At 64.1% G+C, this 13,291-nt stretch carries 11 protein-coding genes; 3 read left to right on the top strand and 8 right to left on the bottom strand.

All coding sequences use genetic code 11. From position 1 onward, the window contains the following. Positions 1–174: 174 nt before the first annotated feature. Complete coding sequence (locus tag QRN52_RS08455) at positions 175–1,038, bottom strand: HNH endonuclease (protein ID WP_284752286.1); 864 nt, start codon at positions 1,036–1,038, stop codon at positions 175–177. 28 nt (positions 1,039–1,066) lie between these two features. Then, positions 1,067–1,531, bottom strand: a complete 465-nt coding sequence (locus QRN52_RS08450; protein WP_284752285.1) for a GatB/YqeY domain-containing protein — start codon at positions 1,529–1,531, stop codon at positions 1,067–1,069. Positions 1,532–1,701: 170 nt separating this feature from the next. Between QRN52_RS08450 and QRN52_RS08445 the strand changes: the two genes are divergently transcribed. Beyond that, positions 1,702–4,197 (top strand): ATP-dependent Clp protease ATP-binding subunit, encoded by a 2,496-nt coding sequence (locus QRN52_RS08445; protein ID WP_284752284.1) that lies wholly within the window; start codon positions 1,702–1,704, stop codon positions 4,195–4,197. A 44-nt stretch (positions 4,198–4,241) separates the two neighbouring features. Here the strand turns inward: QRN52_RS08445 and QRN52_RS08440 are convergent, their stop codons facing one another. The 4 genes from QRN52_RS08440 to QRN52_RS08425 all read right to left on the bottom strand — a co-directional run bounded on the left by QRN52_RS08440 (position 4,242) and on the right by QRN52_RS08425 (position 9,052). After that, the gene (locus tag QRN52_RS08440) at positions 4,242–5,108 is read right to left on the bottom strand and encodes an SDR family oxidoreductase (RefSeq protein ID WP_284752283.1); all 867 of its coding nucleotides are present in this window, start codon (positions 5,106–5,108) and stop codon (positions 4,242–4,244) included. Positions 5,109–5,135: 27 nt separating this feature from the next. After that, on the bottom strand, positions 5,136–5,561 hold the full coding sequence (locus QRN52_RS08435) for an SRPBCC family protein (RefSeq protein ID WP_284752282.1): 426 nt from the start codon (positions 5,559–5,561) through the stop codon (positions 5,136–5,138). 144 nt (positions 5,562–5,705) lie between these two features. Then, on the bottom strand, positions 5,706–7,820 hold the full coding sequence (locus tag QRN52_RS08430) for an ABC transporter permease subunit (RefSeq protein WP_284752281.1): 2,115 nt from the start codon (positions 7,818–7,820) through the stop codon (positions 5,706–5,708). Positions 7,821–7,828: 8 nt separating this feature from the next. After that, positions 7,829–9,052, bottom strand: a complete 1,224-nt coding sequence (locus QRN52_RS08425) for a sugar ABC transporter substrate-binding protein (protein WP_284752280.1) — start codon at positions 9,050–9,052, stop codon at positions 7,829–7,831. A 413-nt stretch (positions 9,053–9,465) separates the two neighbouring features. Between QRN52_RS08425 and QRN52_RS08420 the strand changes: the two genes are divergently transcribed. After that, positions 9,466–9,828, top strand: coding sequence for an SPW repeat protein (locus tag QRN52_RS08420; protein WP_059389950.1), 363 nt, complete (start codon positions 9,466–9,468; stop codon positions 9,826–9,828). A 123-nt stretch (positions 9,829–9,951) separates the two neighbouring features. Here QRN52_RS08420 and QRN52_RS08415 read toward each other — a convergent pair whose 3' ends face one another. After that, a complete protein-coding gene (locus tag QRN52_RS08415; RefSeq protein ID WP_284752279.1) occupies positions 9,952–10,950 on the bottom strand; it encodes a zinc-dependent alcohol dehydrogenase family protein in 999 nt (332 codons plus the stop codon). Between the two features lie 115 nt (positions 10,951–11,065). Continuing rightward, the gene (locus tag QRN52_RS08410; protein WP_284752278.1) at positions 11,066–12,121 is read right to left on the bottom strand and encodes a zinc-dependent alcohol dehydrogenase family protein; all 1,056 of its coding nucleotides are present in this window, start codon (positions 12,119–12,121) and stop codon (positions 11,066–11,068) included. A gap of 142 nt (positions 12,122–12,263) precedes the next feature. On the opposite strand from QRN52_RS08410, the gene QRN52_RS08405 reads away from it, so the two are divergent. Next, positions 12,264–13,274, top strand: coding sequence for a LacI family DNA-binding transcriptional regulator (locus QRN52_RS08405; RefSeq protein WP_284752277.1), 1,011 nt, complete (start codon positions 12,264–12,266; stop codon positions 13,272–13,274). Positions 13,275–13,291: the final 17 nt, after the last annotated feature.

Genomic DNA, 13,291 nt, shown 5'->3' with positions numbered 1-13,291 from the left:
GGCACGTGACGCCCGGTAGGTCTCGCCGGGTCCTGGGCGCGGCGTTGCGCCCAGTGGTTTTAGTCCGGCAAATGGATCATCTGACTCACAGTGCGTGGTGCTCGCCACACGGTGTAGTTAACCAAAATACGGGGAAGAGCCTTGGCTGGCTAGTGCACCAGGGCGGAACCACGTTTACCGCTGCTCAAGGATCCGGTGCGCGGCGTCCTGGGCGGCCAATGATCTGTCGTCAACAACCTGGCCGGGCAAGTGTCCGGCGGCGGCGACCGCCCGCCGCAACTCGGCCACGGTGCGAGGGGTGCCCACGCCCCGGTGCGCCATGGCGTGGCAGTTGGCACACAGCGGCACGAGGTCCGCTATGGGGTCCAGCCGGTAGCCGCTGCCAAGCTGTGAAACGGGAACCACGTGGTGGACATGGATGAAGTCTTTGCCGATGTCCCCGTAGCTTACTTCGAAGGAGAAGGTGCACACGGCACAAGACGTTCCATGGAAAGCCAGGCAGATCCGACGGGCCTCGGGGTCCCGTTCGTAGCGGTTCGTTTCAATCCTGCTGACTGCTCCTTCCGGGTAGGTCCCTGGGACGATCTGGCCCGGCTCGGAGGCCGCCGGTCCGTGCTCCCGCCACACGCGTTGAAGGCCCGGTCCTGACTCTGTCGGAATGAATCGTCCGGAACCGCGGAAGGTGTCCCAGGCCACGTCCGGCACCTCGCCGCAGAGGACGCTCGACGGTATCTGGCCGCCGAGGGGGAGTAGGGCATCGAAGGCCACGCTTACGTACCACGCAGTACTCTTCGGCCCGGAGCGTTGTGGCGCCTCATAGCTTTCGGACATGACGACGCCGTGTCCTATCAGCCCGCGTCCGTGTGGACCCTCGCCTTGCAGGAGAAGCCATGCTTGGTTGCCTGGCTGGATCTTCCGGTGCTGCCCGACGTTCCACGCCTCCAGGAATTGGCCTGTTTCGGCGACCTGCTCGAGCACAGCCTCGTAGTTCCAGTCGTTCCAACGCCGTGGATTCCATCCCAGGATGATGGCTGCCATGGCTGCTCCTCCCTGCGTGCCGGTGAATCTATGCGAGTCGGGTCCGGACGATCTCGCTGACGGCCTTACCGTCGAAACGGCCGGCAACCTTTGCTGTGACGGGTTTCATCACGGCGCCCATCTGCCTGAGCGTGAGTTCCTGTCCATTGGCCTTCAATTCGGCGATTGCCTCGTCAACGATGTCCTCGACTTCGGCGGGCGTCAACATTCTGGGCAGGTACGCCTCGATGACTTCGGCTTCGGCGACTTCCGCCGCGGCGCGCTCGGCCTCGCCGGCCTCCATGTAAATGCGGGCCGTGTCCCTGCGCTTAGCGGCTTCCTTCTGCAGCAGGGCGGTCACCTGGGTGTCGTCCAGCTCAACGGGTGCCTTGCCGGACTTCTCACGCGTCTCGATTTCGCCCAGGACGTTGCGGACCGTCGTGAGTGCGGTCTTGTTGCGGTCCTTCATGTGGACTACGACGTCGGCATGCAGGCGTTGCTTCAGGGTGCTCATGGTATTCCCTCTACTTAGTGGTTGCTTTCATTCTTCACGGTCTGGACCGTCTGTGCAGAAGATCCATGCAGCCCGCCGGCCCGGTATCTAAAATTCTGCCTCCGGCGATCCCCCAAGAAGGCCCTCGGCGACGTAGCATCAAGGTAGGCGGCTGCCAGGAGTGTGGCGAAATGTTTGAGAGATTTACGGACCGTGCCCGTCGCGTTGTTGTGCTTGCCCAAGAAGAGGCACGCATGCTCAACCATAACTACATCGGTACCGAGCACATCCTTTTGGGTCTGATCCAGGAGGGTGAGGGGGTTGCCGCCAAGGCGTTGGAGTCGATGAACATCTCGCTCGATGGCGTCCGCGAGCAGGTGCAGGAGATCATCGGCCAGGGCCGGCAAGCCCCATCCGGCCATATCCCGTTCACCCCGCGCGCCAAGAAGGTGCTTGAACTCGCACTCCGGGAAGCCCTGCAGCTCGGCCACAACTACATTGGCACGGAGCACATCCTGCTCGGCCTCATCCGCGAGGGTGAGGGCGTTGCCGCGCAGGTCCTTGTCAAGCTTGGCGCCGACCTCGGCCGCGTCCGCCAGCAGGTCATCCATTTGCTTTCCGGCTACGAGGGGAAAGACCCCACTGGGACGGTTGCCGGACCGAGCCAGGCCGAGGTGGCTCCTGCCGGTTCGGTGGTGCTGGACCAGTTCGGCCGCAACCTGACCCAGGCCGCGCGGGAAAACAAGCTCGATCCTGTGATCGGCCGCGAGCTGGAGATGGAACGCGTCATGCAGGTCCTCTCCCGCCGCACCAAGAACAACCCTGTGCTGATCGGCGAGCCCGGCGTCGGAAAGACCGCCGTCGTCGAAGGCCTTGCCCAGGCGATTGTCCGCGGGAACGTGCCGGAGAGCCTGAAGGACAAGCAGCTCTACACGCTCGATTTGGGGTCCGTGGTTGCCGGTTCCCGTTACCGTGGTGATTTTGAAGAGCGCCTGAAGAAGGTCCTCAAGGAAATCAGGACACGCGGGGACATCATCCTCTTCATCGACGAGATCCACACGCTCGTGGGCGCCGGTGCCGCAGAGGGTGCCATCGATGCTGCGTCCATCCTCAAGCCGTTGCTGGCGCGCGGTGAGCTCCAGACCATTGGGGCCACCACTTTGGATGAGTACCGCAAGCACATCGAGAAGGATGCCGCGTTGGAGCGCCGCTTCCAGCCGATCCAGGTCCAGGAACCCTCCGTGGCCCACACCGTCGAGATCCTCAAGGGCCTGCGGGACCGTTATGAGGCGCACCACCGGGTGACCATCACCGACGGCGCGCTGGCGGCCGCGGCGAGCCTCTCCGAACGTTACGTTTCGGACCGCTTCCTGCCGGACAAGGCGATTGACCTGATCGACGAGGCGGGTGCACGGCTTCGCATCCGCCGCATGACCCGTCCGCCGGAGCTGAAAGCGATGGATGCACGCATTGCCGAGGTGAAGATGGAGAAGGAATCGGCGATCGACGCCCAGGACTTCGAGGGCGCCGCGTCGCTGCGCATGAAGGAGCAGAAACTCGTCGCCGAACGCAGGGAAAAGGAGCTGAAATGGAAGTCCGGCGGCACGGAAGGCAATTCCGAGGTGGACGAGGAGCTGATCGCCGAGGTTCTCGCGAACTCCACCGGCATCCCGGTCTTCAAACTCACCGAGGAAGAATCCAGCCGCCTCCTCAAGATGGAGGAGGAACTCCACAAGCGCGTCATTGGGCAGAATGAGGCGATTAACTCGGTGTCACGTGCCATCCGCCGCACACGTGCTGGCCTGAAGGACCCAAGGCGTCCGGGTGGCTCGTTCATCTTCGCCGGCCCTACCGGCGTCGGCAAGACCGAGCTCGCCAAGGCGCTGGCCGAGTTCCTCTTCGCTGATGAAGAGGCCCTCATCACGCTGGACATGTCCGAGTACTCGGAAAAGCATTCCGTTTCGCGTCTCTTCGGTGCCCCTCCGGGCTACGTCGGCTACGACGAGGGCGGGCAGCTGACCGAGAAGGTCCGCCGTCGTCCGTTCTCCGTGGTTCTGTTCGACGAAGTGGAGAAGGCGCACTCCGACTTGTTCAACTCGCTGCTGCAGATCCTCGAGGACGGCCGCCTGACGGATAGCCATGGCCGGGTGGTGGACTTCAAGAACACGGTGATCATCATGACCACCAACCTGGGCACCCGCGATATCTCCAAGAGCGTGGCCACTGGCTTCCAGTCCGGCACGGACACCACCACCGGCTACAACCGGATGCGTGCCCGTGTCACAGAGGAGCTCAAGCAGCAATTCCGCCCCGAGTTCCTCAACCGCGTTGACGACGTCATTGTCTTCCCGCAGCTCACGCAAGAAGAGATCATCGAGATCGTGGACCTGATGATCGGTCGCTTGGAACAGCATCTGGCCGACAAGGACATGGGCATCGAGCTTACCGACGCCGCCAAGGTCCTTTTGGCCACCCGCGGCTACAACCCGGCCATGGGCGCCCGGCCGCTGCGCCGCACCATCCAGCGCGAGATCGAGGACCAGCTCTCCGAGAAGATCCTCTTCGGCGAGCTGCACCCGGGCGACATCGTGGTGGTCGATGTGGACGGCGAGGGCGACGACGCCAAGTTCACCTTCGCGGGCAACGCCAAGCCCCGCATTCCCGACGCGCTGCCCGCCGTAGGCTAAGGCGAGTAGACAGGCTGCCCCGTCAGGCCGCCGTCGGACCTGTCTCAGTCAAGCCTGTGTCCGAGGCTGGTGAGCAGGCGTGCGACGGCGTCCTCGGCGGTTGGCGGCGGCCCGAAGACCTCGCGTTGCCGTGAGGTGTCGGCGACATAGCGTCCGGTCCGGAACCACTCCATCATCGCCTCAAAGTCCGCCCCCATCTGGTTGATCGGGTTGAGGACGAGCTCGATCTGCCGGCCGAGCATTCGGGCAGAAATATCGGCGATGTCCTGCATGGTTACCGGCCGGTCCCAACCGATGTCGATGCGCTGCCCCTCGACGCCGCTCGCGTCGACTGCCGCCGCAAGGTATCCGGCGAGGTCACTGGCAAGAATGTACGTCAGGGGAACGCTTGACGACCCGAACCATATGAGCCGCCCCTCGCTGAAAGGGTCGCCGAAGCGGGCGATCTGCTCGAGGAATGCGCCCGGACGCAGAGCCACGAACGGGACCCCGAGTTCTTCCAGGCGATCCTCGGTCAGTTTCTTGTGCCAGAAGTGCGGAACATTCGGAGTCTGATCGCACGTGAGGATGCTGGTGAGAACGAATCGGCGAATACCGGTGCGGCTGGCCGCATCGACGAGGTTGATGTTGCCCACCGTGTCGGTGAGAGGGGTGTCGCCTTCCCGGTGATGGGTGTATCCCGCCGCTGAGGTGATCACAGCGTCGACGCCGTCCATGGCTCTCGCAAGCGATTCCGGGTCCATCATGTCGCCACGTGCGATCGTCGCCCCTGCTTCTTCCAGGCGGCCAGCATCCGAACCGGGCCGCACCAAGGCGCGGACCTGTTTTCCGCCTGCCAGCAGCCTGGACACTACCTGGCTGCCGAGCATCCCGGTTCCGCCGACCACAAGCACTGGTCCAGACTCAGTCATCTACTTCTCCACCTCGCGGCGCCACCCTCAGGTTTCGTTTCCACGCGACTCTATGAACTCCTTGAATTTCTTCAGGTCCGCCTTCACCTGCATCGCGTCAACTTGAAGCGCGGCTCCGGCCTTCTCCATGACGGTTTCGGGCGCCCATTCGAAATGTACCTTCACGTGCGTGTGGTCGGCGTCCAGCGGCGAAAACCTGATGATGCCGGCGTGCGACTTGCCGTCAATACTGCGCCAAGCAATCCGATCATCGGGTTCCTGGTCGACTATTTCCGTATCGAATTCCCGTTCCACACCCCCTACCTTGGTGACCCAATGGTTGGTGGTGTCGCTCAGCTGGGTTACGGATTCCACACCGGGCATGAACCGGGGAAACGACTCAAACTGCGTCCACTGCTTGTAAGCCGTATGGACGGGAACGGCCACGTCAATCGCTTCTTCAACCTTTTGCATCTTTCCTCCTCGCTCGGACTTGCGTGAGCCGGCCGCAGGGATGGCCAATGGGGCCGTCCCTCCGGAAAGCCAGCCACTCTTGAACGTTAAGCCAGCTGATTATCCGCGTCTAGACCTGCCACAACCGCGGGCATAGTTGCCTCCTTAGGTCCGGGAGCGCCCGCGGCGTGCGACGGCGTCGATCGTCACGGCCGCGACGAGAACCAGCGCCGTGACAACGTACTTGGCCGGTGCGCTGTAGCCCTGCAGGCCCATGCCGTTATCGATCGTAGCGATCACCAGCCCGCCCAGGACCCCGTGCAGCACCTTGCCGCGCCCGCCGAAGAGGCTGGTCCCGCCGATTACCGCGGCCGCCACGGCGTAAAGCACCAGCGTGCCGCCGTCGTACGACGTCGAGACGGAACGGAGCCGTGACGCGTAGACGATTCCGCCGATTCCTGCGGTGAAGGAAGCGAGAATGAAGGCGAGAGTGCGGATGCGCGCAAGGTTTACGCCTCCCCGCCGTGCGGCCTCGGCGTTGCCGCCAATGGCGTAGACATAGCGGCCGAACCGGGTACGCCCGAGCAGCAACGTCCAGACGGCGAGGACTCCGAGCACCACGAGAAGCACCCACGGCACGCCGCTGATTTCGACCAGGGTTCCCCGGTCCGTATTGCAGAGCCAGACGATGGCCACACCGGCGGCGAGCACCGCCGCGATCTTCAGCGCGCTCACGCTGGCGGGCGGCGCGACGAGTCCGGTATTGCGCCGGCGGGCGTCCCGCAGCCACGTCCATGTGCTGAACGCTCCGACGACGACGAGCATGAGGATCCAGCTGGTGACGGGGCTGAGGTTGCCGCTCGCGATGTTGTTGATGACGGTGTCGTTGATAGGCACCACGCCGCCGCTGCCGAGGATGATGAGCATCACGCCAAGCCAGCCGAGCTGGCCGCCAAGAGTTACGACGAACGACGGCAGTCCGAGCCGGGTGATGATCGTCCCGTGGAGCAGTCCGATCCCGGCACAGCTCAGCAGGCCGACGGCGATCGCCGTCCACCATGGCCAACCGGTCGACTCCTGGACGAGTTCGGCCATGATGACGCCGCCCACCCCGCCGACGTAGCCGATGGACAGATCGATCTCGCCGAGCAGGAGCACGAAGACCTGTCCCATCGCCAAGAGCATGAAAACCGAACCCTGGATAAGCAGGTTCACCATGTTGCCGGGAGTCAGGAAGTTCGGGTTCAGCGATTGGAACAGTACCGAGATCAGCAACAGGCCCGCGAGAACCGGCAGCACTCCGCTCTCGCCGCCCCGGACCCGCGCGAACGCCGCGCGGAAATATTCGGGGAGCGAAGTCGCGGTGATGTCCGGGTTCAACGCCAATGCGGCCTTCCGCTTGGCGGCTGCCGTGGTCGGTTCGTCCTGGAGCACGGCTGCCGCGGAGGGGAGGGGCCCTTTGCCGGCGGTGAGCGGGCGCTTCGACGGCGGCGGTGCGAGTTCCGGCTTTGCCCGATCGGAGAACCCTGTGGTCATCAGGTCGACCACTATCTGCCGGTCCATTTCCGTGACGGGTCTGATTGCCACGAGCTGCCCGAGCCTGAGCACGGCGATGCGGTCTGCGACCTCGAACACGTCGTTCATGTTGTGCGAGACGACGATGACGGCAACGCCACGGTCGGCGAGCTGGCGGATCAGATGAAGGACGACCTCCGTCTGGGCGACGCCGAGGGCCGCGGTGGGCTCGTCCATGATGACGAGCTTCGAGTTCCACAGCACCGACTTCGCGATCGCCACGGACTGGCGTTGCCCGCCGGACAGTGAGGCGACGGGCTGCCGGATGGAACGCACGGTGGTCACGGCCAGGCTCGCGAGCGTCTCCCGGGCCGCGATCTCCATGCTCTCCTCGTCGAGGAGAAAACGGCGCAGGCGTTCGCGGCCGAGGAACAGGTTCTGCACGATGTCGAGGTTGTCGCACAGTGCCAGGTCCTGGTAGACGGTCTCGATGCCGAGCGCCGCGGCTTCGTGCGGCGAGTTCAACCGTACGGGCTGGTTTTCCCAAAACAGCTGCCCGTCGTCGGGGGTGTGAATGCCGGCGACGCATTTGATCAATACCGATTTGCCCGCGCCGTTGTCGCCGGCAAGCGCAGTCACCTTGCCGATCGGCACCTCAAGGGTGATGTCGACCAGTGCCTGCACCGGCCCGAAGTTCTTGTCGATGCCCTCCAGCCGAAGCAGGGGCCCGACGTCGGCGGGGTCCGGGGTTGCCAACTCACTCATCGTTCGGACTACTGGATACCTGCCGCGGTGCACGCGTCCTTCACCTGTGAGATACACAGCGAAGAGCTCGTCACTGCACCGTCCTTGACGACCGTGTCCGCCATGTTCTTCGTGGTCACCCACAGCGGGGTCAGCAGGACCGATGCGACGTCGGCCTTCGCGGTGTCGTCTGTGGTCTTGCCGTTTACCAACGTTGACGGAACGGTCACGCCCGCCCGCAGGTAGAGAGCTGCCGCGGCGGCCGCCTGGGCCTCAAAGTAGATCGGCTTGTACACCGTTCCGCACTGGTACCCCTTCAGGATGTTCTGCAGGCCGGACAAGGACGCATCCTGGCCCGTCGTCGGGAAGGTCTTGGCGGGAATTTGCTTGCTCTGCAGGTAGGCGATCACGGCGTTGGCGTTGTCGTCGTTAGGCGTGACCACTGCGTTGATGTTCGGGTGGGCGGTGTACTGCTGGGCGAACGTCGTCTGCGCTACCGACGGCGTCCAGGTGCCCGCCGGCTCTCCTACGTTGACGTATTCGCCATTGTCGAAGTGCGGCTTGAGTACGCCGTTGTAGCCTTCTGCGAACAGTTTCGCGTTGTTGTCGGTTGGGTCACCATCCATGACCAGGATGTTTGGTTTGGTGACTTTCCAGTCTGCGATGCACGTGACCTCGCCTTGGCCGATCAACTGACCAACCTTGACGTTGTCGAAGCTGACATAGGTGCGATCCTTTGCCCCGCCTTTGACGAGCCGGTCATAGTCGATCACTTTGACGCCGCGCGCGCTGGCGGCCGCCTCGATGGCTGCGCCCGAACCGGAGTCGAGGGCGTCGACAAGCAGCACGGATGCGCCGGCCGTGATATCAGCCTCGGCCTGCGTCTGCATCGTGCTTGCGCTGCCCTGCGCATTGTCGATCTTGAACTTGGAGGAATCGAGTCCAGCGGCTTCGAATGCCTTCTTGAGGTACGGGGCATCGAACGTGACGTATCGCGCCGAAGTGGTGGTGTCCGGCAGCAGCACGCCCACCATGCCCTTTCCTTGTGAAGCGAGTGACGTGAGCTGTTTCATCGCCGAGAAATCCGCCGTGAACGCATCCGCAGATATCTGCGGTACCGCTCCTCCGGAACTCGTGGCGCTCGACGGCGACGACGATGTGCCCGTGCTCGAGCATGCGGCGAGTGCCGTGATAGCGAGGGTTGCAATGAAGGCGGTTCCGGCGCCTCGTGCCGGGACCTTCATGTTTAACATTTCTTTCCTTCTGTTGGTTGCGACTGCAGGCGACCTGGCGGGGTCGGGCCGGAACCTGGGCGTTGGCGGCGGACGCAGGTCCACGCCGGAGGCCACGGCGGTTCGCACCAACGGACGTCGATGAGTCAGCACTGGGCTGACTGCGACGTTACGACCAGCGACTCGATATCACGGGGTCCTCTCCGGACGGACGTCCCGGCGACGCCGGGCATGTTCGTCGATGTTGCTCTATGACTACGTTGTAGACCGGAAGTCTGCTCTTAGCAAGGCTTCATACGCGGCAGGATTCGACGACGGCGGTCCATTACCGCACGCGTCTGTCGGGAAGTAGCTGCGTGCGGATTTTGTTACACCAATACCGGAGTACTTGCTCGGTGCCCCGGAATGCAGTCCACATCACAGAGGTGGGTTCAATGAAGAAATGGACGCGATGGCAGGATTGGGTCACGGTTGTCGCCGGTCTCTATGCTGCTTTATCGGTCATCTGGACCACGGCCGCCGGCTCCTCGGCTGCCTTGATGGTCGTATTCGGCGCTTTGCTGATCGTTAGTGGTGTCATCAATCTGGCCATGCCCGGAACGCCGGTCATGGAGTGGGTGCAGGCGGCCTTCGGTGCCTTGTTGTTCCTTTCTCCGTGGCTAGGCTCGTACTCCATGCAAGCCGGAGTCGCCTGGACATCGTGGATCGCTGGCCTGGTGGCACTCGTCGTCACCGCGATGGCGATCAAGCCCAGCACCGAGGAACATCGGCATCACATGGTCAGCCCTTCGCACTGAAGTGTTGAACGCGATGTGTTGAAACGCTGAACAGCGGAATACCGACCGGCGGGCCGTCATCGGACCCGCCGATCGCCGTTTTTTGCTCCGGCCTGCCCGTCTGTGATGGGGGACATGCGCAATTCAGACCTTCAGGACGGCAGCTCCGGTAACACGGCTACCGGCCAAATCCCGGAGCGCCCGATCGGCCTGAGCCAACGGATACACCGTCGTGGTGGGAGCCAGCGGAATTTCCGCGGCCAGGGACCAGAACTCTTCGCCGTCTGCCCGGGTGTTGGCGGTGACACTGCGGAGCTGCCGCTCATAGAAGAGATCGGCAGAATAGTTCAAGGGCGGTATGTCACTCAGGTGGATTCCGGCAATGGCGAGGGTACCGCCCCGGTCCAATGCCTTGAGGGCGACAGGGACGAGGTCCCCGACCGGGGCAAAAAGTATCGCCGAGTCGAGGGGGCTGGGCGGGGAATCATACGCGTCTCCGACAAACACGGCGCCCAGCTCGCGCGCCAGTGCACGGGCCGACTCCGAACGGGTCATCACGTAGACCTGCGCTCCTTGGTGGCGCGCCATCTGCGCCGTGAGATGGGCGGATCCTCCGAAACCATAGATGCCCAGCCGGCCACCCTCCGGAACAGCGGCCCGTTTGAGCGCCCGGTACCCGATGATGCCGGAGCACAACAGAGGGGCCGCCTGTTCGTCCGAAAACCGGGGCGGGATGGCATAGGCAAAATCCTCGGATACCGTGAGTTGTTCGGCATAGCCACCGTCCCTGTCCCAACCCGTGAAGACGGGGGAGAGGCAAAGGTTCTCGTCGCCGCGGCGGCAGAACCCGCAGCTCCCGCAGGTTCCACCCAGCCATGCCACTCCGACCCTGTCACCGCGCCGGAACCGCACGCACCCTTCGCCCGCCTCGCTGACTACTCCTACTGCCTCGTGGCCGGGGACTACATTCGGCCTCCGAGGGGTGAGGTCGCCTTCGGCCAAATGCAGATCCGTGCGGCATACACCGCAGGTCCCGACTCTGACCAGGAGCTCACGCACTCCTGGTTGAGGATCGGGGCGTTCGCCCCAAACAAGTGGCCCGGATTCAATCGGAGCTGGTTCCCGGACCCACCACGCACGCACGACTGTTCACTCCTTTGGGTTCAGGCCAGCCTTCCTATATGGATTCTCTCGCCGTTCCCGCGTGCACGCCACGGTCCACCTATCCCGCAAGAAGCCACGGGTTCCGACCACGGCCTCAGGGAGTGAGCAGGACCTTGATGGAGCGCCGTTCGTCCATGGCGCGGTAGGCCGCGGGGGCTTCCTCGAGCGGCATCACGGTGTCGAAGACCCGGCCCGGATTGATCTTGCCGTCGAGCACGTCCGCGAGCAGTTCGGGGATGTACGTGCGCGCAGGCGCCATTCCGCCGGCAATCGAGATGTTCGTGTCGAACAAGTAGCGCAACGGGGCTTCGGCTCCGCCTGTCGGGACACCGACAAAGCCGAGGGCGCCGCCCGGGCGGACACTGTGTAGTGCCTGTTCCATGGATTCCTTGGTCCCGACGCACTCCAGCACGGAGTCGGCCAAAACGCCGCCCAGCAACTCGCGGACCTTGGCTACGCCGTCCTCGCCGCGTTCTGCGACGATGTCCGTTGCGCCGAACTCGAGGGCAATCGCCTGGCGGTCGGCGTGCCGGGACATCGCGATGATTCGTTCGGCTCCGAGCCGCTTTGCTGCGAGCACGCCGCAGAGCCCTACTGCGCCGTCGCCTACGACGACGACCGTCCTGCCGGGGCCGACCTTCGCCGCGAGGGCGGCGTGGTGGCCGGTGGCCATCACATCGGAGAGCGTCAGCAAGCTCGCGCGGAGGGCGTCGTCGGGCTCCGTGACGCCGGGAACTTTGACGAGCGTAGACTCGGCGAGGGGTACCCGGACGGCCTGGCCCTGGCCGCCGTCGATCGCGTGACCGCTGTCATCCTTGCCGCCCCAGCCTGCCAAGTGGTCGCAGGCCACTGTGACGCCAGCGAGGCACTGCGGGCAGTTGCCGCAGCTGACCACGAACGGAGCGATCACGAAATCGCCGGGCGCCAGGGTGGTGACGGCGTTGCCGACGCTCTCCACGGTACCGATGAATTCATGTCCGATGGCCGAAGGCTTGTGGGTGGGCTTGACACCGCGGTACGGCCACAGGTCCGATCCGCAGACGCAGGAGGCCGTGACTTTGACAACGACGTCGGTGGGCAGCTGGACCGTGGGGTAGTTACGGTCTTCAACACGGATGTCGCCTGGACCGTGGATGATGGTGGCGCGCATGGGGCTCCTCAAATGGTGGTTGTTGGGCTTGGATCGAGTCTATCCCCGGCACGCCTGTGGTCCTGTACTGACCGGTAGCCTAGGCTGCGAGTCACAGCGGCCCCGTTCGCCGCATGGCCTCCACGTCGAGCACAATAGCCCCATGACAAATACCAGCGGGCGCTTGCCACGGCTTGAAGACGTAGCGGAACTGGCGGGAGTCTCGCACCAGACCGTCTCCCGGGTGATCAACGATCACCCCAACGTCAGTAAAGGCACCCGGGAGCGCGTCGAGGCGGCGATCGCCGAGCTGGGCTACCGGCGCAACACGGCCGCGCGGAGCCTCGTGACCCGCCGTTCCCAGACCATCGGCGTCCTGGCGAGCGAGCTGGCACAATACGGCCCGGCGAACACCTTGCTCGGCGTGGAACAAGCGGCGAGGGATGCCGGCTATTTCGTCAGCATCGCAGCCTTGAGGACGGTCAATCGCGAGTCGATCCTTGATGCGGTCCGGCATTTCCTGGATCAGTCCGTGGACGGGATCGTGGTGATCGTGCCGCATTCGGAAACCCTGCTCGCGTTGGCGGAAGTGAACCCCGGGGTTCCCGTGGTGGCCGTGGGGTCGCTGGGCGGCGCCTCCGTCGGCGGTGCCATGGTGGACCAAAGGCGGGGCGCGGAATTGGCCGTCAGGCATCTGGTGGATCAAGGGCATCGCCGGATCGGGCACGTGGCCGGCCCTCAGGACTGGATCGACGGCGTGGCCCGCTCCGAAGGGTGGAGCGAGGCCTTGCAGGCCGCGGGCCTTGAGGACGACCTGCTGGTGGTGGGGGACTGGAGTGCCGGCAGCGGCTATGACATCGGCAAGAAGCTTGCCGACGAAAGGACTGCCACCGCGCTTTTCGTGGGAAATGACCAGATGGCATTGGGCCTGCTGCGTGCGTTCAACGAGGCCGGTGTCCGGGTGCCCGAGGATGTTTCGGTGGTGGGTTTCGATGACCAGCCCGAATCGGGCTATTTCACGCCACCGTTGACCACGGTGCGCCAGGACTTCGAGGAACTCGGGCGGCGCTGCATGGATCTCATGCTGAGCGGCATCGAGAACGGGGAAAGCGTCGGCACCACCGTGGTGGAGCCCGAGTTGGTGGTGCGGCAAAGTACGTCGGCTCCCGCCTGATCGCTTTCTGTTCATGT

It is taken from the genome of Arthrobacter sp. efr-133-R2A-120 (genome assembly GCF_030209835.1).
Lineage (GTDB): Bacteria > Actinomycetota > Actinomycetes > Actinomycetales > Micrococcaceae > Arthrobacter.
The sequence above is the reverse complement of the archived record's forward strand: the minus strand, read 5'-3'. Positions and strand labels throughout refer to the sequence as shown.